Annotated in this window: 20 protein-coding genes; 15 read left to right on the top strand and 5 right to left on the bottom strand. The window is 69.1% G+C overall.

The genetic code is table 11. The features are described 5' to 3' along the window. Positions 1–58 precede the first annotated feature (58 nt). The 7 genes from proC (at position 59) to OHA77_RS18490 (ending at position 5,914) form a co-directional block, all read left to right on the top strand. Complete coding sequence (gene proC, locus OHA77_RS18520; RefSeq protein WP_326819421.1) at positions 59–853, top strand: pyrroline-5-carboxylate reductase; 795 nt, start codon at positions 59–61, stop codon at positions 851–853. 195 nt (positions 854–1,048) lie between these two features. Further along, positions 1,049–2,212: an acetoin utilization protein AcuC gene (locus OHA77_RS18515; RefSeq protein ID WP_406319263.1), complete on the top strand. Its 1,164-nt coding sequence runs from the start codon at positions 1,049–1,051 to the stop codon at positions 2,210–2,212. 73 nt (positions 2,213–2,285) lie between these two features. Further along, positions 2,286–3,101 carry a phosphatase gene (locus tag OHA77_RS18510; RefSeq protein ID WP_326819423.1) on the top strand — a complete coding sequence of 272 codons (816 nt, stop codon included), beginning with the start codon at positions 2,286–2,288 and terminating at the stop codon, positions 3,099–3,101. Between the two features lie 322 nt (positions 3,102–3,423). Then, complete coding sequence (locus OHA77_RS18505) at positions 3,424–3,627, top strand: helix-turn-helix domain-containing protein (RefSeq protein WP_012887307.1); 204 nt, start codon at positions 3,424–3,426, stop codon at positions 3,625–3,627. 285 nt (positions 3,628–3,912) lie between these two features. Further along, positions 3,913–4,011 carry a 30S ribosomal protein bS22 gene (locus OHA77_RS18500; protein WP_018654693.1) on the top strand — a complete coding sequence of 33 codons (99 nt, stop codon included), beginning with the start codon at positions 3,913–3,915 and terminating at the stop codon, positions 4,009–4,011. Between the two features lie 23 nt (positions 4,012–4,034). Next, a complete protein-coding gene (locus OHA77_RS18495; protein ID WP_406319262.1) occupies positions 4,035–5,060 on the top strand; it encodes an NAD-dependent epimerase/dehydratase family protein in 1,026 nt (341 codons plus the stop codon). After that, entirely contained in the window at positions 5,057–5,914 is an 858-nt protein-coding gene (locus OHA77_RS18490; RefSeq protein WP_326819425.1) for a lysophospholipid acyltransferase family protein, read from the top strand. Before OHA77_RS18495 ends, OHA77_RS18490 begins: the two co-directional genes overlap by 4 nt. A 24-nt stretch (positions 5,915–5,938) precedes the next feature. Here OHA77_RS18490 and OHA77_RS18485 read toward each other — a convergent pair whose 3' ends face one another. From OHA77_RS18485 to OHA77_RS18475, 3 genes are all read right to left on the bottom strand, one after another. Then, positions 5,939–6,823 (bottom strand): HAD family hydrolase, encoded by an 885-nt coding sequence (locus OHA77_RS18485; RefSeq protein WP_406319261.1) that lies wholly within the window; start codon positions 6,821–6,823, stop codon positions 5,939–5,941. A gap of 87 nt (positions 6,824–6,910) precedes the next feature. Further along, positions 6,911–7,594, bottom strand: a complete 684-nt coding sequence (locus OHA77_RS18480) for a DUF5667 domain-containing protein (RefSeq protein ID WP_406319260.1) — start codon at positions 7,592–7,594, stop codon at positions 6,911–6,913. Between the two features lie 107 nt (positions 7,595–7,701). Then, complete coding sequence (locus OHA77_RS18475) at positions 7,702–8,346, bottom strand: sigma-70 family RNA polymerase sigma factor (protein ID WP_326819428.1); 645 nt, start codon at positions 8,344–8,346, stop codon at positions 7,702–7,704. 422 nt (positions 8,347–8,768) lie between these two features. Between OHA77_RS18475 and OHA77_RS18470 the strand changes: the two genes are divergently transcribed. Beyond that, complete coding sequence (locus OHA77_RS18470; RefSeq protein WP_406319259.1) at positions 8,769–10,298, top strand: putative quinol monooxygenase; 1,530 nt, start codon at positions 8,769–8,771, stop codon at positions 10,296–10,298. Here the strand turns inward: OHA77_RS18470 and OHA77_RS18465 are convergent. Further along, a complete protein-coding gene (locus OHA77_RS18465; protein ID WP_326819430.1) occupies positions 10,288–10,536 on the bottom strand; it encodes a glutaredoxin family protein in 249 nt (82 codons plus the stop codon). The genes OHA77_RS18470 and OHA77_RS18465 overlap by 11 nt on opposite strands. Before the next feature lie 273 nt (positions 10,537–10,809). Between OHA77_RS18465 and OHA77_RS18460 the strand changes: the two genes are divergently transcribed. The 7 genes from OHA77_RS18460 (at position 10,810) to hemL (ending at position 18,853) form a co-directional block, all read left to right on the top strand. Beyond that, positions 10,810–11,517 (top strand): redox-sensing transcriptional repressor Rex, encoded by a 708-nt coding sequence (locus OHA77_RS18460; protein WP_326819431.1) that lies wholly within the window; start codon positions 10,810–10,812, stop codon positions 11,515–11,517. 91 nt (positions 11,518–11,608) lie between these two features. Beyond that, positions 11,609–12,928 carry a glutamyl-tRNA reductase gene (locus tag OHA77_RS18455; protein WP_406319258.1) on the top strand — a complete coding sequence of 440 codons (1,320 nt, stop codon included), beginning with the start codon at positions 11,609–11,611 and terminating at the stop codon, positions 12,926–12,928. After that, complete coding sequence (gene hemC, locus OHA77_RS18450) at positions 12,925–13,845, top strand: hydroxymethylbilane synthase (RefSeq protein ID WP_406319257.1); 921 nt, start codon at positions 12,925–12,927, stop codon at positions 13,843–13,845. The genes OHA77_RS18455 and hemC overlap by 4 nt, the downstream gene beginning before the upstream one ends. Beyond that, the gene (locus OHA77_RS18445) at positions 13,842–15,422 is read left to right on the top strand and encodes a uroporphyrinogen-III synthase (protein WP_326819433.1); all 1,581 of its coding nucleotides are present in this window, start codon (positions 13,842–13,844) and stop codon (positions 15,420–15,422) included. The genes hemC and OHA77_RS18445 overlap by 4 nt, the downstream gene beginning before the upstream one ends. Before the next feature lie 124 nt (positions 15,423–15,546). Continuing rightward, positions 15,547–16,533 carry a porphobilinogen synthase gene (hemB, locus tag OHA77_RS18440; protein WP_406319256.1) on the top strand — a complete coding sequence of 329 codons (987 nt, stop codon included), beginning with the start codon at positions 15,547–15,549 and terminating at the stop codon, positions 16,531–16,533. Between the two features lie 191 nt (positions 16,534–16,724). Continuing rightward, positions 16,725–17,366, top strand: coding sequence for a bifunctional DNA primase/polymerase (locus OHA77_RS18435; RefSeq protein ID WP_406319255.1), 642 nt, complete (start codon positions 16,725–16,727; stop codon positions 17,364–17,366). A 188-nt stretch (positions 17,367–17,554) separates the two neighbouring features. Next, positions 17,555–18,853: a glutamate-1-semialdehyde 2,1-aminomutase gene (hemL, locus tag OHA77_RS18430; protein ID WP_406319254.1), complete on the top strand. Its 1,299-nt coding sequence runs from the start codon at positions 17,555–17,557 to the stop codon at positions 18,851–18,853. Here hemL and OHA77_RS18425 read toward each other — a convergent pair. Next, positions 18,850–19,446 carry a Uma2 family endonuclease gene (locus OHA77_RS18425; protein ID WP_406319253.1) on the bottom strand — a complete coding sequence of 199 codons (597 nt, stop codon included), beginning with the start codon at positions 19,444–19,446 and terminating at the stop codon, positions 18,850–18,852. The genes hemL and OHA77_RS18425 overlap by 4 nt on opposite strands. Between the last annotated feature and the right edge of the window lie 167 nt (positions 19,447–19,613).

Below are 19,613 nucleotides of genomic sequence, written 5' to 3'. Positions count from 1 at the left end.
GAAGAGGAGGCGGATAGGCTGCGGGAAGCTTCCACTGTCCTGACTCCGAGGTGCTCATATGATCGCGATTCTGGGAACCGGCAAGATGGGCGAGGCCCTGCTGTCGGGGCTGCTCCGGGCCGGGTTCAGGCCGAGCGACGTGCTGGTGACCGCCCGGCGGGCCGAGCGGGCCGAGGCCCTCAGGGAGCAGTACGGCGTGCGGGCGGTGTCCAACGCCGAGGCGGCCAAGAGCGCCGAGACGATCATCCTGGCGGTCAAGCCGCAGGACATGGGGTCCCTGCTGGGCGAGATCGCGGCGCATCTCCCGGCCGACCGCCTGGTGATCTCGGCGGCGGCGGGGATCACGACCTCCTTCGTGGAGTCGCGCCTCGGCGCGGACGTCCCGGTGGTCCGGGTCATGTCCAACACGCCGGTGCTGGTGGACGAGGCGATGAGCGTGATCTCGGCGGGCGCGCACGCCTCGGAGGAGCACCTCAAACGCGCCGAGGGCCTGCTCCGGCCGGTCGGCAAGGTGCTGCGCATCCCCGAGTCGCAGCAGGACGCCGCCACCGCCCTGTCCGGCAGCGGTCCCGCCTACTTCTTCTACCTGGTCGAGGCCATGGTCGACGCCGGCATCCTGCTGGGCATGCCCCGCGCCGCCGCCCTCGACATGGTCACCCAGTCGATCGTCGGCGCGGCCATCATGCTCCGGGACTCCGGAGAGCATCCGGTGATCCTGCGCGAGGCCGTCACCTCTCCGGGCGGCACCACCATCGCGGCCATCGCCGAGTTGGAGCGGCACAGCGTCCGCGCCGCCTTCCTGGCGGCGATCGAGGCCGCCAGAGACCGCAGCCGTCAGCTCGCCGGCGGCTGACCGCGTCCCCGCCGCCGCGGCCGCTTCGCTGATCAAGGATTGATGCGAAGAAATTCGGATATTTCGCTCAGATGAAAACTGCCTTCTCCTCTGTGACGACCGTGTAAACCCTCTTCCATATACGTGCGGTAACGTCGGCCGAGGTGGGGAGATCATCGGCGAGCGCGCCGCGCCGCGATCAGACAGGGAGGGCCTATGAGCCGGTCCGTGCGGGTCGTCTGGGACGACGCGCTCACCTCGTACGACTTCGGGCCCGGACATCCGCTCGCGCCCGTGCGGGTCGCGCTGACCATGGCGCTGGCACGGGAGCTCGGCGTGCTGGACGCGGTGGAGGTGGTCGGCTGCGCCCCCGCCTCCGACGACGAACTGGCGCTGGTCCACAACCGTGACTACATCGAGGCCGTCAAGCGGGTCTCCGCGAGCGGGCGGCCCGATCTGGCCCACGGACTCGGCACCGAGGACAATCCCGCCTTCGTCGGGGTGCACGAGGCGTCCGCCCTCATCACCGGAGCGAGCATCGCCGCAGCCCGCGCGGTCTGGACCGGCGAGGCGGAGCACGCGGTGAACGTCGCGGGGGGCCTGCACCATGCGATGGCCGCCGCGGCGAGCGGGTTCTGCGTCTACAACGACCCTGCGGCCGCGATCGGCTGGCTGCTGTCCCAGGGAGCCTCCAGAGTCGCCTACGTGGACGTGGACGTCCATCACGGCGACGGCGTGCAGGCGCTGTTCTACGACGACCCCAGGGTCCTCACCATCAGCCTGCACGAGAGCCCCCGCACCCTCTTCCCGGGCACGGGTTTCCCCGGGGAACTGGGAGCGGAGGGCACCGCGGTCAATGTGGCGCTGCCCGCCGGATGCGGCGACAGCGGCTGGCTGAGGGCCTTCCACGCGGTGGTGCCGCCGCTGCTGCGGGAGTTCGCCCCCGAGATCCTGGTCACCCAGCACGGCTGTGACAGTCACGCGCTCGACCCGCTGGCCCACCTGATGCTCAGCCTGGACGGCCAGCGCGCCGCCTACGCCGCGCTGCACGGGCTGGCCCATGAGACCGCGGGCGGCCGGTGGGTGGTCACCGGTGGTGGGGGATACGAGCTGGTGCAGGTGGTGCCCCGGGCGTGGACCCATCTGATCGCCGAGGTCTCCGGGCACCCGCTCGATCCGGCCACCGCCACCCCGCAGGAATGGCGACGGTTGGTCAGGGAGCGGACCGGGCAGACACCGCCGTTGACCTTGACCGATGGGAGAGATCCGGAATTTAGTGATTTCTCCGCCGGTTATGATCCAGCAGACCCGATCGACCGGGCCATCATGGCGACCCGGAAGGCCGCGTTCCCCCTTCACGGGCTGGACCCCCTCCCGTGACCCGAGAGACCGCGCCGACGAGCCGGACCGAGAGGCGGGGAACGGACGGACGAGTGACGAGGGAGATCACAGGGTGGAAGTGCCGGAGCCGCGACGCGCGGTGCCGCCGTTGACGCGGGACGACCTCCGTGAGCACCTGGTCCGCACCCGGATCGCCGGTGAGGTGGCGACCAGCCGGGAGAACAACCTGGACCACTACAGGTCGCTGGCCAACCGGGACCCGCACTACATGTTCGGGCTGGTCCCGCGGGGCCAGTGGTCCTATCACGACGTGCTGGAGCTGATGGCCAAGTCCGCCGGGGTCGTGGCCGATCCGGACCATCGTGAGGGCCAGGACACCATCGACCCGGACCGCACGATCGACGCCGTCGAGGCGATGGGTGACACCATCGCCGGCGTGCTCCGGTCCGGCGGCGCCCGGATCCTCTTCGCCACCGGACACCCCACCGGCCTGCTCACCGTCCACATGGCCCTGGCGCGGCTCGCCCGCGAGTGCGGCGCGACCCTGATGGCCCCCGCCGAGGGCTGGTCCTACTGGAGCGCCGGGTTCGGCCGTAAGCGTGAGATCCGCTACATGGACGACGTAGCCATGCTGGCCGACCGGGGCGCCTTCGTGCACACGCACGATCCGGCTCCGATGCGGGCCATGCTCGACGAACTCGGTGACGACCGGCCCGATCTGGTGATCGCCGACCACGGCTGGGCCGGTGCCGCGGGTGAGGCGGGCATTCTCACGGTCGGGTTCGCCGACAGCAACGATCCGGCGCTCTTCGTGGGAGAGGCGGAGGACAAGATCGCTGTGACCGTCCCGCTCGATGACAACGTGCTACCCAGATATTACGATCCGCTGACGGGTCATCTGGTCGAGAGGGTCGTACGGGCCCTCTGAGACGGGGGATGCACAAAATGGGTCATCCCTATACGGGCTTTTCGCGCCTGCATTCCGCGCTGCGCGCCGACCGTTTGCCAACTTTTTGATGCTTGTGGGCGACTCTAATAAGAGATGGTTGGTCCGTTCCAAGATCAAGATGAGGGGTGCGTTCCGGCTGCTGGCCAGCGAGTTTCTCCGTTTCGCTGACGTATAGCAACAGAGGCTGAGAAAATAGGGGGTTTGCGCACTCGGAGTCCCGACTTACGCTGACGGCAGTACACGTGCGTGAGCAATGGCACCAGTGGGGATAACCCGGAAACACGTGCGGAAGAGGCGTCCGATGGGTGCAGGCGAAAGACCTCTCAGTGAGGTGAAGTTCCTGACCGTGGCAGAAGTGGCCACAGTCATGAGGGTGTCCAAGATGACTGTCTACCGACTCGTGCATTCGGGCGAGCTGCCGGCCATCCGGGTCGGTCGATCCTTCCGAGTGCCGGAACAGGCGGTGCATGACTATCTCAGGGATGCCTACATCGAGGCGGGTTGAAGCGATCGAGCCCGGCGCGACCAGCGGACGGACCGGTGAGAAACGGGTCGGCCGCGGGATCGGCGCGGAGCGGTGAGTGACCGATCCGTCCGAGTTTCCCGGTCATACCGGCATGCGGCGAGCTCCTGCTTCACCGAGGTAGCGGCGTGGTCGTCACGCCGTGAGTTCCAGTACCCGGGATCCCCCCAGGGGGAGATCTACCGTGGATCGCCGGTAGTCTGTTGAGCCGGTGTGTTGTTCGCGCACCGGTTTGACAATCTCGGCTACCAGCTACCTGGGGGTCCCGTGGGCTCTGTGATCAAGAAGCGTCGTAAGCGCATGGCGAAGAAGAAGCACCGCAAGCTTCTGAAGAAGACCCGCATCCAGCGGCGTAACAAGAAGTAGTAACGCGGATCTGCGAGGCGCCGATGACCCACACCGTGCTTGTCACCGGGGTCTCGCGCCACATCGGCGCCCGAGTGGCGAGCGTTCTCGCGGCTGACCCGGACATCGACCGGGTCATCGGAGTAGACACGGTGCCGCCGCCCTCGCTCTCACGTGATGGCGGCGTCCCTCTCGGCCGGACGGAGTTCGTCCGCGTCGATCTGCGCAGCCCCGACATCGCCCAGGTGATCGCGGCCGCCGACATCGACACAGTGGTTCACATGAGCCTGGTGAGCGCTCCCCCGCGGGGTGGTGGCCGGACTCTCATGAAAGAGCACAACGTCATCGGCACCATGCAACTGCTCGGTGCCTGTCAGCGGTCCGCGACGGTCCGCCGTGTCGTGGTCCGCTCCACCACCGCGGTGTACGGCTCGTCTCCACGCGATCCTGCGGTCTTCGACGAGGACGCCGAGCCGGGCGAGCCGCCGGCCCGGGGATATGCCAAGGACGCCTCGGAGGTCGAGGGTTACGTCCGCGGTTTCGCCAGACGGCGCCGGGACGTGGTCGTGTCGACGCTCAGATTCGCCAATTTCATGGGGCCCGGTGTCGACTCACCGCTGACCCGTTACTTCACCCAGCCCGTCCTGCCGACCGTGTTCGGCTTCGATCCCCGGCTGCAGTTCGTCCATGAGGACGACGCGGTCGAGGTGCTCAGGCGGATGGCGATGGAGGATCACCCCGGCACGTTCAACGTGGCCGGAGACGGCGTGCTGCTGCTTTCACAGTGCGCCCGCAGAGCGGGCCTGCTCTCCCTGCCCGTGCCCTCGGCCGCGTTCCGTCTTCTCGGGGACCTCGCCCGGGGCGCCGGACTGGTCGACTTCTCTCCTGAGCAGCTCCGCCTGATGTGCCATGGCCGCGTTGTGGACACCACCCGGCTGACCGGCCGTCTCGGCTGGAAGCCCGCCTACTCGACCTCCGCTGCCTTCGAGGATTTCGTCCGCGCACGGGATCTGGCCGGTGGACTCCCGATCGCCATGATGGACCTGATGACCCGCGGAGCGGCGGGATGACGGATCAGGACGGTGAGCACGGCCTCGCCGAACTGCTCGCCTTCCTGCGCCGTCGCGTCACGGGGCGGTACGAGGTCGACGAGTTCGGCTTCGACCCCGAACTCACCGACAAGGTGCTGCTCGAACTGATCCGCCCGCTGTATCGGCACTGGTTCCGCGTGGAGACCGTCGGCATGCACAACGTGCCCGGTGACTCCGGCGCCCTCGTCGTGGCCAACCATTCGGGCACCCTTCCACTGGACGGGCTCATGCTTCAGGTGGCGCTGCACGACGATCATCCCGAGCACCGGGCGGTCCGCCTGCTGGGCGCCGATCTGGTCTACCGGCTTCCACTGCTCGGTCACCTGTCCCGTAAGACCGGTCACACGCTGGCCTGTCGGGACGACGCCGACCGCCTGCTCCGTGGGGGCGAGTTGGTCGGCGTCTTCCCCGAGGGTTTCAAGGGGGTCGGCAAGCCGTTCTCCGAACGCTACAAGCTGCAGCGGTTCGGACGCGGGGGCTTCGTCGCCTCCGCCATCCGCGCCGGAGTGCCGATCGTTCCCTGTGCCATCGTGGGCGCCGAGGAGATCTATCCCAAGATCGGCGATTTACGTCTCCTGGCAAGGGCACTCGGCCTGCCGTACCTGCCGGTCACCCCGCTGTTCCCCTGGCTCGGTCCTCTCGGCCTGGTGCCGCTGCCGTCGAAGTGGATGATCGGTTTCGGTGAGCCCATCCGCACCGACCAGTTCGATCCCGCGGAGGCGGACGATCCCATGCTGGTCTTCAACCTCACCGACCAGGTCCGCGAGGTCATCCAGCAGCAGCTGAACAGTCTCCGCCTCCGACGTGGCCACGCCTTCCCGCCGCTCTTCTGACCGCCGGCCCGCTGCCCCGGGCGGCTATCTGGAGCGGTAGAGGCGCCGGAGGGCGATGGCGGCCGCCACACCCCCGGCGACGGCACCGGCGCCCGCGGCGATGGGCAGGGCGATCATGGTGGCCTTACGGCCGGTGCGGAAATCCTTGACGTCCCACTTGCTCTCCCGGGCGTAGTCGCGTAACTCGGCGTCGGGATTGATGGCGACGGCGTGGCCGACCAGGGAGAGCAGCGGCAGGTCGTTGGCCGAGTCGCTGTAGGCGAAACAGCGGGAAAGGTCCAGCCCCTCCCTGCGGGCCAGGGCCCGGACCGCCTCCGCCTTGGCGGGGCCGTGAAGCAGGTCCCCGACCAGGCGTCCGGTGTAGACGCCGTCCACGGTCTCGGAGACGGTGCCGAGCGCGCCGGTCAGGCCGAGACGCTGGGCGATCACGCGGGCCAGCTCCACGGGGGTCGCGGTGACCAGCCAGACCCGCTGCCCCGCGTCCAGGTGGCCCTGGGCGAGGGCACGGGTACCCGGCCAGATCCGGTCCGCCATGGCCTCGTCGAAGATCTCCTCGCCGAGCCGGACGATGTCCTCCACCCTGCTGCCCGCCACGAACGCCAGCGCGGTCTCCCTGGCCTGGGCGATGTGCTCGGGGTTCTCGTCGCCGCGGACCCGGAACACCGCCTGGCCGAGCGCGAACTTGAGCAGGTCCTTGGTGGTGAACAGGCCGCGCGAGGCCAGGCCCCGGGCGAAGTGGTAGATCGAGGCCCCGCGCATCATGGTGTTGTCGACGTCGAAGAAGGCGGCCGCGGCCGGGTCGGGGTCGGCCATCGGCATCGCGACGGCCGCCGCGGCCGCCACGTCCCCGGCCATCTCCGCGTTCTCAGCTGTCTCCGCGTCGTCCCGCCTTCGTATCAGCCGCCTCATAGCACCTCAGCTTAACCGGCGCAGGCGGGTGAAATCGGGTTACATCGCGTGGGCAGGCGGCGGTGTCCCGCAAGTGACGGGTGACCCCTATCCGGGCGGGGCCAGGCCGTCGATGTAGTTGAGGTAGTCGTGGGCCCGGCGTTGCTCTTCCACGTCCATCTTGGGGAGCATCCCCTCGATCTGGTGGCGCTGCTTCTGGACGAAACGCTTGAGTTGGCCGGCGCTCTTCGCGTCGCTTTTCGCGTCGCGGCGTCTCACCCGGGTGAGAGAGGTGACCGCGGAGCGGGTGGTGTCCTCCATGGCCTGGAGGGTCTCCTTGATCAGGTAGTTCTCGCGCCGGGTGGAACCGAGGAGCTCCTCGACCTCGTGGGCGCGGGTCTCCGCGTAGTCGAAGGAGCGGCCCGCACGCTCGGCGTCGTCGGTGCTCAGGTGGAACAGCGTGCTCTCGGCGGCGCGCTTGAGCGGGTAGAGCGTGTCCCCGGGCGTCGACCGGTAGGTCGCCAGCCCCGCCATGACCGTCGTGGCCGCCAGGCTCAGGCTGAGGAGCTGCGGCAACAGGATCAGGCGGAACCTCGGGCGGGGCCTCGGCCGGGTCCGGGCCGCCTGCCCGATGGGAGGATCCTCCTGCTCGGACGCGTCCATGAGGCGTTCGCGGAGCTCGGAGCGGAACTCCGGACGGGGGTTGCCGCCCATCCGGATGCCGAGCATCGACACACGATTCTGGATGCGCGCCTGCGATCTCCGTGAGATTCCGGGCAGCCACTTACCCATGAACGCTCCCTGCCGCCCCCAGATCATGACCCATCGGTGTCATCTGCCTAACGATGGCTCGGCGCGCCGGGTTACGCGCCAGATCGTCATCGGCATACCGGTCGAGTTCAGCCGAGGTCCGCGGGGAGGGCTCGGGCGAGAGCCCGGATCGCCCGGAACTGCAGCGCTTTGATCGCTCCACTCTTCTTGCCCATGATGAGCGCGGTCTCCGCCAGCGACATGCCGTGCAGGAACCGGAGGACCACGCACTCCTGCTGCTCGGCGCCGAGGCTTCTGACGGCGCTGAGAATCCGGTCGTTGACCATCGCCGCGACGACGGCGTTCTCCGGGATGTTGGCACCGTCGAGCGGTGTGTCGATCACCTCGGCCGTCGAGACCTCAAGACGGTATCTGCCGGATTTGAAGTGATCGGTGATCAGATTCCTGGCGATGGTCACCAGCCAGGCTCCGAAATCGCGCCCCTGCCAGGTGAAGTCGGCGATTCGGCGGAGCGCGCGGAGGAAGGTCTCGCTGGTGAGGTCCTCGGCCAGCGGATGGGAACCGACCCGGAAGTAGACGTAGCGGTAGACGAGGTCGAGATAGCGGTCGTAGAGCGTGCCGAATGCGTCCGCGTCCCCGGTTTTGGCGCGTAGAACGAGCCTCCGGAGATCCTCCGAGGCGTCCTCGCGTGGGGCGAGCTCGTTTCTGCGGACAGGCTGGGCCACCCCCGAAGCGTTGGGGAGAGGCCCGGCGAACGGCCACGTGTCTGGCATCCGGTATCCCTGTGGGGGGAGGGGGTGCAGCGTGCTCGATCACTCTAGAAATGAACCTGAAATTCCACAATCTACTTCGTAATGTCGTGACTACCGGTAATCGGCCGATAGCGTAGGAGGCCGGTCGTTTCTACCGGGCTGAGAGGGCGCCTACCAGTCCGGCTACCGGTTAAGGGGCAATGTCCGGCAGCATTGGAGCCACCATGGAAGTCCTCGTCGCTGTCATCGCGTTTGCCGGAGCGTTGCTCGCAGCCATAGCCACAGTCGCCCTAGTCAGCCGGCTCCGCGATGAGCCCAAGGGGTGGCTGATCGCCTGGAGCATTACGACGGCGGCGCTGTGCCTGTCACTCGCAGTAGTCGCCACCGGCTATTTAATCGGTTTTGGGTCAGTAACATTCCGTGTTTATCAGGTGACCGGTTCGTTGCTGGCCCCTCTATGGCTGGCCGTCGGGATCGTCCAGCTCGTGGCGCGCAGGCCCGGTGCCAGGTTCGCCTCCTGGCTGCTGGGCATCGCCCTCACCATCGTCGCCATAGTGATCATGGTTGTCGACCCGCTCCAGGAAGCACCGTTCACCAAGGCCCTCCCGCTCGCCCGCGACCAATGGGGACTGGCGCCGTCCTACGTGCTCTGGGCCACCCACGCGACCGTCGCGCTCATCCTGCTGGGCGGTATCGCCTTCGCGGTCGTGCGCTGGCGCGATGGCGACGACTACGACGCCGACAACATGCACGCCCTTCTGGCGCTCGGTCCGACGGGCCTGGCCCTGGTCGGAGCCATGAGCTTCACGGTGCCGGGGATGTTCGCCGCGTTGCTCCTCTGCGTGACCGCCGCCGCGGTCTGGTACGTCGTGCTCCGCCCGCTCGCGCCCTACGAGGACGACGACGAGGAGGAGGACGAGAAGGACTGGGAGGAGGAGCGCGGGCCGGTGGGCCGCCGCGCGGTCTCCGAGCCGCCCCGGGACGTGCAGGTCGCAGGGCGGCGTGCCCTGCCCGAGGAGTCTCCGCGCCGTTCGGGCCTCGGTGATCTGGTGGCCGAGTACCGGGCGGGAGAGCGGGACGTCGACTACGCGGCGCGCATGCAGCAACAGCCCGCCCCCCCGGGCGACCCGTTCGGCGGCCCCGCCACCGGCACCTTCATGGCAGGCGAGTACGGCATGCCGTCCGCCGACCAGCCCGTCGGCGGTAGCGAATACACCCGGGTGCCTCCCGGCACCGGCCAGTTCGGCATGCCGCCCACCAACCAGCCGACCGGCGAGTACGACATTCCGGTCAACGAGTACGGCAGGCCCGCTTCCGGCACCGGCGAGTACGGCAGGCCCGCCGATCCCGCCGCTCCCGCCGGTCCCAGTACCGGCGAGTTCGCCCTGCCCGACGCGGCATACAGGGCGCAGGGCGGCGGCAGCCTCCAGCCCATGCCCGCCGACCAGGCGTTCGGCAGCTCGGCCGGATACGGCCAGGACTTCGAGCGGCGGCACGGAGCCCCGGCACACGGACGGCCCCCGGGTCCGGGGGCCGGTGGCGTCTCCGGTCACGGTCAGGCTCCCGACCTAGGGGCCGGCCCTCCCGTGACCGGTGCCCTGTATCCGGGCGCGGCCGAACAGGGTGGATCCTCCCGCCCGTCGCCGAGCATCTTCGGCCTACTGACGGTCTTCACCCTGATCGACGGCACCGGGGAGTTGTTCGACCGGCTGGCCGAGGAGACGGTCGAGGCCGTCCGGCGTGCCGAGCCCGACACGCTGGTCTACGTGTGTCACTCGGTGAAGTCCGCCCCGCTCCAGCGCATCATCTACGAGCTCTACCGTGACGAGGTCGCCTACACCGACCACCAGCGCCAGCCGCATGTGGAGCGTTTTGTCGGCGAACGGCAGACCATGGTGCTCGCCACCAACGTGATCGAGCTCAAGGTGAACGCCGCGAAGGTGGTGCCGCTCCCGATGACCTTCAGGATCTGAGCGCGGCGCGGAGACGGTTCTCGTCGACGCGCCAGAAGTCGTGCTGGACCCCGTCGACGAGGGTGACCGGGATCATCTCCCCATATGCGGCCTGGTCATCCTCCGAGAGAGTGATGTCGCGTTCGTCCCAGGGGACGCCCAGTTCCGTGGCGACCCGGTCGATCACCTTCCGCGCGTCGTCGCACAGGTGACAGCCGGGCTTTCCGAGCAATGTGATGTGGTGATCCTGCGGTGCCATGCCCGTCACGGTAGCCGAGTCGCGGGCATGCGCAGGTGGGCTCCCTCGCCACTGTCTTCCCCCTAATCGCACGAAATCGATTGAGATCCGAGCGATTTACGCTTCTCATGGCAGATAGGTGTCCCACCGCAGGCCCGGGAGGGATCGCCATCCCCTCGGCCCCCACTTTGTGCACCGGTTCACAAAGGGACTAACCTGAAAGACAGTGGCCTCACCTCGTCATCCGTCGCGTCCGGGCCGCGCCGGCCGCCTGTCCCCCTGGAGCTTCGGCACGTGATTCGCCGTCTGTCCCAAGCTCGTGAACGTGGCATCCCCGAGGCGACCGTCGCCCGGCTGCCGCTCTATCTGCGAGCGCTGAACGGCATGGCCGAACGGAGTCTGGCCACCGTGAGCTCGGAGGATCTGGCGGTCGCCGCCGGAGTCAACTCCGCCAAACTCCGTAAGGACCTGTCCCATCTGGGCTCCTACGGCACCCGCGGGGTCGGCTACGACGTCGAATACCTCATCTACCAGATCTCCCGCGAGCTGGGCCTGACCCAGGACTGGGCCGTCGCCATCGTGGGAGTGGGTAACCTCGGTCGTGCACTGGCCAACTACGGCGGCTTCGTCTCCCGCGGATTCCGGGTCGCCGCTCTTCTGGATGCCGACCCTGAAGTTGTGGGCGACCATATCGCGGGATTGAATGTGGAGCACATCGACGAGTTGGAAGCCGTGATAAGGCGGCGGGGAGTGTCGATCGTGGTGCTCGCGACACCGGCGGCGGCGGCCCAGCAGGTGGCCGACCGGGTCATCGCCGTAGGGGTCACCAGCATCCTGAACTTCGCCCCCGTCGTGCTCACCGTGCCAGAAGGCGTCGATATCCGTAAAGTCGACCTATCTATTGAATTGCAGATCCTTGCGTTCCATGAGCAGCGCAAAACGGATCGGATGACTGGGGGGCCCGCGATGGCCGAGGAGTGGCCCGAGGCGGTGGACCTGTGAGCGAGCACAAGCGAGCCCGGGGACGCCACGTTTTCCGCAAGGGCGCGGGAGATCGGGCCTTTTCACGTCAGTGGCGGACAGGGGAGGGCCGATGAGCGTTCTCGTTGTCGGCCTCAGCCACCGCACGGCCCCGGTGGCCCTGCTGGAGCGGGTCTCCGTCTCCGGTGACGCGCTGGTCAAGTTGCTCCACGACGTCCAGCAGGACGACTGCGTCGCCGAGGTGATGGCCGTCTCGACCTGCAACCGGGTCGAGGTCTACGCCGAGGTGGACCGTTTCCACGCGGCGGTGACCGCCGTCTCCGAGCGGCTCAGCGTCCACTCGGGCGTCCCTTTGGAGCAGTTGTCGAACCATCTCTACGTGCACTACGAGGACCGGGCCGTCGAGCACCTGTTCTCGGTCGGTTCGGGGCTCGACTCGATGGTGCTGGGCGAGGGGCAGATCCTCGGTCAGGTCCGCTCCGCGCTCAAGCTCGCCCAGGAGCAGGGCACTCTCGGCCCGATTCTCAACGAGCTGGTCCAGCAGGCGTTGCGGGTGGGCAAGCGCTCTCACAGCGAGACCGGCATCGACCGGGCCGGAGCATCCCTCGTGGGCGTGGGACTCACTCTCGCCGAGCGCGCCCTCGGCCCGATCCAGGGCAGGCGCGCCCTGGTGGTCGGCGCGGGCTCGATGAGCGCCCTGTCGGCCGCGACCCTGCAGCGCGCGGGTGTGACCGACATCGTGGTGGTCAACCGGACCCACGACCGTGCGGTACGGCTGGCCCAGACGGTGGGCGGCCGGGCCGCCGAGTTCGGCGACCTGGCCCGTGAGCTGGCCGAGGCCGACCTGGTCATCTCGTGCACCGGGGCCACCGATGTGGTCATCACCGCCGACATGGTGGTGGCCAGGGAGATGTTCCTGCTGGATCTCGCCCTGCCGCACGACGTGGACCCCGCCGTACGGCGGCTGCCCGGCGTCACCCTCGTCGACCTGGAGTCGATGCAGGACGGCGCGATCGACGTCGAGACCGACGACGGCGGGCGCGCCGAGGCGGTCACCGCCGTACGCGGGATCGTCGCCGACGAGGTGGCGGCCTACCTGTCGGCCGAACGGGCCGCGCGGGTGACGCCGACCGTGGTCGCACTGCGGAGCAAGGCGGCGGACGTGGTCGAGGCGGAGCTCGAACGGCTCGTCGCCCGGCTCCCGGAGCTCGAAGGCCGGGCCCGGAACGAGGTCACGCAGACAATCAGGCGTGTGGTCGACAAACTCCTCCATGAGCCCACCGTGCGTGTCAAACAGCTCGCTGAGTCTCCGGCAGGCGATCATTATGCAGAGGCGTTGCGCGAGCTGTTCAACCTGAACCCGAAGGTCCCCCGTGCGGTGAGAAGCATCGAGAAGGTCGACATGGACACGGGCAAGGAGGTGGGCAGGTGAGCAGCGTCTCCCCTCCGCTCAGGCTGGGCACCCGGCGGAGCCTCATGGCGACGACCCAGTCAGGGCTGGTCGCCACGAGGCTCACCGAGCTGACCGGCCGGGCTGTCGAGCTCGTCGGCGTCACCACCTTCGGCGACGTGACCAAGGCCAGCCTCACCCAGCTCGGTGGGACAGGCGTCTTCGTCAGCGCGCTGCGCGACAAGCTGATCGAGGGAGCGATCGACTTCGCCGTCCACTCGCTCAAGGACCTCCCCACCGTCCAGGATCCGCGTGTGGTCATCGCGGCGATCCCGCCGCGCGACGACCCCAGGGACGCACTGGTGAGTACGGCGAAGCTCATCGACCTGCCGGCCGGTGCCAAGGTCGGCACGGGGTCGCCCCGTCGGATCGCCCAGCTCAGAGTGCTCCGCCCCGACCTCGACTACGTCCCCATCCGCGGCAACGCCGACACCCGGATCGGCAAGGTCGCCTCCGGCGAACTGCAGGGCGTCGTCCTGGCCGCGGCCGGACTCGGACGGCTGGGCCGGGTGGCCGAGATCTCCCAGATCTTCGAAGTGGAGGAGATGCTTCCGGCTCCCGGTCAGGGCGCGCTGGCCGTGGAGTGCCGGGCCGACCGGGACGACCTCATCGCCTTCCTGAGCGTGCTCGACGACGCCCGGACACGCGCCGCGGTGACCGCCGAACGCGCGGTGCTCAACGCCCTGGAGGCGGGGTGCGCGGCTCCGGTTGGTGCATACTCGGCCGATGACGGGCAAAATCTTATTCTGACCGCCGCTGTCGTCGCCGTCGACGGCAGACGGGCGGTGCGCAAGTCCACCGCCGGGACCCTTTCGGCGCCCATGGATCTCGGACGCGACCTCGCGGCCGAGATGATCGCCGAAGGGGCAGGCACGTTGATAGGGGAGCAAGCACCTTGAGCTCCGGAAGTACCACCTTCGAGCACCCCGCCGGGTCCGTCGCCTTCGTGGGCGCGGGGCCCGGTGACGAGGGCCTGCTCACCCTCCGTGGCGCCGAACTGCTCTCAAAAGCCGATGTCGTCGTTCTCGACCAGGAGGCGTACGGCGCGCTGCTGCGCCACTGCCGGCAGGACGTCGAGATCGTCGAAGCGGCCGAGGAGGACACCGTCTCGCTGAGGGCCGTCACGGCGGCCAAGGGCGGGCGTGACGTCGTGCGGCTCTGTGCCGGCGATCCGATGTTCTTCTCCTCGATCACCGACGAGGTCGCGGCCTGTGCCAAGGCGGAGGTGGACTTCGAGATCGTGCCGGGTGTCCCCCCGGCGACCGCGGTGCTCACCTACGCGGGCATCCCCGCGGCGGTGGCCGTACCGGAGTTCCGGGTCGTGGACGCGACCCAGGTGGACGACTGGGCGACCCACGCGGCGAGCGCCGGCACTCTGGTGATCTACAACGGAGTCTCCTGCGCCGTGGCGATCGGCAAGGCGCTCATCGCCGCAGGCCGTCCTGACTCGACGCCGGTCGCGATCAGCAGCGCGGGAACCACGACCGAGCAGTACACCGTGGTGACCACGCTCGGCCGGATGGCGCCCGACCTCAAGCACGCCGGGCTGACCGAGCCCGCGCTGATCGTGGTCGGTGCCGCCGTCGGCATGCGTGACCGGCTGTCGTGGTTCGAGACCAAGCCGCTGTTCGGCTGGCGGGTGCTCGTGCCCAGGACCAAGGAGCAGTCGGCCAGCCTGGTCGAGCAGCTGCGTTCCTACGGCGCGGTGCCCGAAGAGGTCCCCACGATCTCCGTCGAGCCGCCGCGCACCCCGCAGCAGATGGACAGGGCGATCAAGGGCCTGGTCACCGGCCGTTACGAGTGGGTGGCGTTCACCAGCGCGAACGCGGTGAAGGCCGTGCGCGAGAAGTTCGAGGAGTACGGCCTGGACGCCCGCGCGTTCGCCGGGCTCAAGGTCGCCGCCGTGGGTGAGGCCACCGCACGGGCGCTGGTGCAGTTCGGGGTCAAACCCGACCTGATGCCCGCCGAGGAGCAGTCGTCGGAGGGGCTGCTGGCCGAGTGGCCACCGTACGACTCGATGCTCGACCCGATCAACCGGGTGCTGCTGCCCCGCGCCGACATCGCGACCGAGACGCTGGTCGCGGGGCTGACCGAGCTCGGCTGGGAGTGTGACGACGTGACGGCCTACCGGACGGTCCGTGCGGCGCCGCCGCCCGCGCCGATCCGGGAGGCCATCAAGGGCGGCGGGTTCGACGCGGTGCTGTTCACCTCGTCGAGCACCGTGCGCAACCTGGTGGGCATCGCGGGCAAGCCCCACAACGTCACGGTCATCGCCGTCATCGGCCCCCAGACCGCCAAGACGGCCGAGGAGTTCGGGCTCCGCGTCGACGTGATGGCCGACAAACCGTCGACTTCGGCTCTCGCGGCCGTGCTGGCCGAGTATGGTGCCAGACAGCGGCAGGCCGCGCTCGTGGCCGGAGACGTCCCTCGCAGGCCCTCCCAGACCCGTCGAGGCGCCCGGCGCCGCGCCAAGTAACCTGGAACTGTCGGGACCGTCCGGCGAACGAGGCGGCCGCGACGGTTCCCGCGAGCTCAGTGAGCACATCCGAACAGGTCCCCCGGTCTCCGATCCCCTGTGGCCGGGGAGAGGGAGAGAGCCCATGACCGCCCAGTTCCCCGTCGCCCGTCCGCGCAGGCTCCGCCGTACGGCGGCGATGCGCCGGATGGTCGCCGGCACCAGGTTGCATCCGGCGGAGCTGGTGCTGCCGATGTTCGTCAAGGAGGGCATCGGCGAACCGCATCCGATCGGCTCGATGCCCGGGGTGTTCCAGCACACCCGTGACTCGTTGCGCAAGGCGGCCCACGAGGCGGCCGAGGCCGGGGTCGGCGGGTTGATCCTGTTCGGCGTACCCGCGGTGAAGGACGCCCGCGGGTCGGGGGCCGACGCCCCGGACGGGATCGTCCAGCAGGCCGTGGCCGACCTGGTCTCCGATGTGGGAGACGCGATGGTCGTGATGACCGATACGTGCCTGGACGAGTTCACCGACCATGGGCACTGCGGCATCCTGACGCCCGGCGGCGAGGTCGACAACGACGCCACCCTGGAGCGTTACGCGGCCGCCGCGGTCGCCCAGGCCCGAGCCGGGTCGCAGGTCATCGCGCCCAGCGGCATGATGGACGGCCAGGTCGCCGCCATCCGTGCGGCACTGGACGGCGACGGCTTCGAGCAGATCCCGATCCTGGCCTACTCGGCGAAGTACGCCTCGGCCTTCTACGGGCCGTTCCGCGAGGCGGCCGAGTGCGCGCCGCAGTTCGGTGACCGCAACGCCTACCAGCAGGACGGGGCGGGGCCGGTCGGCGAGGCGCTGCGTGAGGTCCGGCTGGACCTCGACGAGGGTGCCGACGCCGTGATGGTCAAGCCCGCACTGGCCTACCTCGACATCCTGCGCCAGGTCCGCGACGCGGTGGATGTGCCGGTGGCCGCCTACCAGGTCAGCGGTGAGTACGCCATGGTCGAGGCCGCGGCGGCGAACGGCTGGGTCGACCGGGACCGAGTGATCATGGAGTCACTGATCGCGATCCGCCGCGCCGGAGCCGACATGATCCTCACCTACTGGGCGACGGAGGTGGCGAGGAAACTCCAGTGAGACCAGCGGCACATGCCGAGAACTGGGGGTTTGCCGCTTACTCCGGTGGCCGGTGCGTTAGAGTGCGAATACCGGTGCGGATGTGTCCCAGGTGACGTGAACCCTGGCTGTCTGACTTCTCTTGCTGACCAGAATGTGGATACGTCATCGCATCCGGGGGCACCCGGGATGGGCAGACGACGGAGGACACAATGGTGGGGGTACCGCTGACTCGTCGTGGCAGACGACGCACTCATCCGAAGCAGACGATCGGGTCCGTGCTGGAGTACGCCGCTCTGGGCTGGGCGAGCTGTCCGGGGGCGCGGCCGCTGCAGAGCGGTTCCCGCGCCTGTTCCTGTGACCGGGTGGGCTGTCCCGACCCGGGCGCGCATCCGCTCTCACGGGCCTGGCAGATGCAGGCCACCACCGACCCCGCCGTGCTCACCCGCTGGTGGCAGCACGAGCCCGAGGCGAATGTGATCCTCCCCACCGGCCGGGTCTTCGACGTCTTCGACGTACCGGCCGCCGCGGGGCTCACCGCCCTCGCGAGCATGGACGCCGCCGGAGCGGCAACGGGCCCGGTCGCCGCCAACGGCGACCGGGTCCTCTTCTATGTGGCCACCCGCAACGTCGCCGAGGACGAGGACGAATGGTGGTCCTGCCCCCTCGACGTCGGCCCCTCGGCCATCGACGAGATGCCCGGCCTGCGCTGGCACTGCCGTGACAGCTACGTCCTCGCCCCGCCTTCGGTCCTGCCGTCCGGCCGGGTCGGCTCATGGCTCCGCCCCCCGGACGGCCGTCCGCTGCCCGACCCGCTCCGGGTCCTCGACCGGCTCGCCGACCTCTGCGACTAGTCAGGAGCAGGCGGCCACGATGATCTTCGGCGTTCTCGGCCTCTCGCTCTCGGACGCGGCGTCCACCGAGTCGTAGGAGCGGACGAGCGTGCGGGGCGGCTCCGGAGGCCTGCGCGCCCGCAAGGGTCTCGGCCGGTAGGCCGCCGGCGACGGCGGGGCCTGTCGCTTCCGTGGCTACCCTGGAGGGCGTGAGCCGTACTGAGAATTCCGAGGACCTGTTCGCCCGTGCACGTGAGATCGTCCCGGGAGGCGTGAACTCCCCGGTCCGTGCCTTCGGCGCCGTCGGTGGCACCCCCCGTTTCATGGCGTCGGGCCAGGGGCCCTACATCACCGACGTGGACGGCAACCGCTATGTGGACCTGGTCTGCTCCTGGGGGCCGATGATCCTCGGCCACCGGCACCCGGCCGTCATCGAGGCGTTGCAGGAGGCCCTCGCGGCGGGCACCTCGTTCGGTACCGCGACGCCCGGCGAGGTCGAGCTCGCCGAGGAGATCGTCGCCCTGGTAGACCCGGTGGAGAAGGTCCGCCTGGTCAGCTCGGGCACCGAGGCCACCATGTCCGCCGTACGGCTGGCCCGTGGCTTCACCGGCCGGTCCAAGGTCGTCAAGTTCGCCGGCTGCTACCACGGCCACGTTGACGCCCTGCTCGCCTCGGCCGGATCCGGCCTGGTCACCTTCGGCCTGCCCGACACCCCCGGCGTGACCGGCGCGTCGGCGGCCGACACCGTGGTCCTTCCGTACAACTCGGTCGAGGCCGTGACCGAGGCGTTCCAGACCTTCGGCGCCGAGATCGCCTGTGTGATCACCGAGGCCTGCCCGGCCAACATGGGCGTCGTCCCGCCGCTGGACGGGTTCAACGCCACCCTGCGCGAGCTCTGCACCGCACACGGCGCCCTGCTCATCGTCGACGAGGTGCTCACCGGCTTCCGGGTCTCGGAGTCCGGATGGTACGGGCTCGACCCGGTGGACGCCGACCTGATGACCTTCGGCAAGGTCATGGGCGGCGGTCTGCCCGCCGCCGCGTTCGGCGGCCGCGCCGACGTGATGGCCCACCTCGCCCCCGAGGGCCCGGTCTACCAGGCCGGCACCCTGTCCGGAAATCCACTGGCCTGCGCCGCCGGTCTGGCCACCCTGCGTGCCTGCGACGACGACGTCTACGACCGGATCGACGCCGCGGCCCTGATCATCGGCCGTGCCGCCGCCGACGCCCTGGCCGCCGCCGGTGTGCCGCACCGTCTGCAGCGCGCGGGCAGCCTGTTCTCCGTCTTCTTCACCGAGGACCAGGTCACCGACTTCGCCGGTGCCCAGAAGCAGAACACCGCGGCCTACCGGGCGTTCTTCCACGCCATGCTCGACCAGGGCGTCTACCTGCCTCCGTCGGCCTACGAGGCCTGGTTCCTGTCGGCCGCCCACGACGACGAGGCGCTGTCCCGCATCGCCGAGGCTCTCCCGCTCGCCGCCAAGGCCGCGGCGCAGGCGTCCTCCTAGCGGGGCAGCCTGTCCAGGTCGACATCGATGGGGAAAGGGACCGGGACGGTCAACCGTCCGTGGTGGATGCCGGTGAGGCCGTAGGCGCCGGTGGCGGGATCGAGCTCGTAGACGTAGACGACGGGGCTGCCGTCGTTGTTCTCGACCCGCCAGAAGTGCACGATCCCGGCCTCGGCGTAGCGGAACGGCTTGGTCTTGCGGTCGCGGTCCTCCGACTCCGGCGAGACCACCTCGACGACCAGGTGGACCTCGGCGGGGGTGTAGAACGTCCGCTCGTCGTCATCGGCCGCCACCGTGTCGATGACGACGACGTCGGGGCAGGGGCGCATCCGGTGCCCGAGCTTGACGTCCATCTCCATCACGGCCGTGACATGTTCGGGGATCTGGGCGTTCAACGCAACCCGGAGGCCGAACAGTATGCGCTCATGGAAGCGCTTCTGGGGGGACATGAAGACGAGAGCTCCATCGATCAGTTCGACGTGCTTGAAGAAGTCGGGTTCGCCGTTCGGTCCCTCTGCCGGAAGGCGATCGAGGTCGTCGGCGGTCCATCCCCACGGGGGTGGAGACGGCCAGTAGTCGAGTGCGCTACTCACGTCGGTCACTTTAATGTCTTCTCCGTCACCCGATGTGTTCATTCGCATCATCTCCGTTGCCATCAACTCATTCTCTCTCGCTTCCCCCCTTGGCGGCAGGGGTAGCCCGGTCCTGTCGGAGTGGGCGACGAGTTCATGTGAACAGATTGTTTGCTTTAATCTGTTGA

It is taken from the genome of Streptosporangium sp. NBC_01639 (assembly GCF_045209755.1).
Lineage (GTDB): Bacteria > Actinomycetota > Actinomycetes > Streptosporangiales > Streptosporangiaceae > Streptosporangium.
Note: the sequence above shows the minus strand (reverse complement) of the source record. Positions and strands in the feature narration are given on the sequence as shown.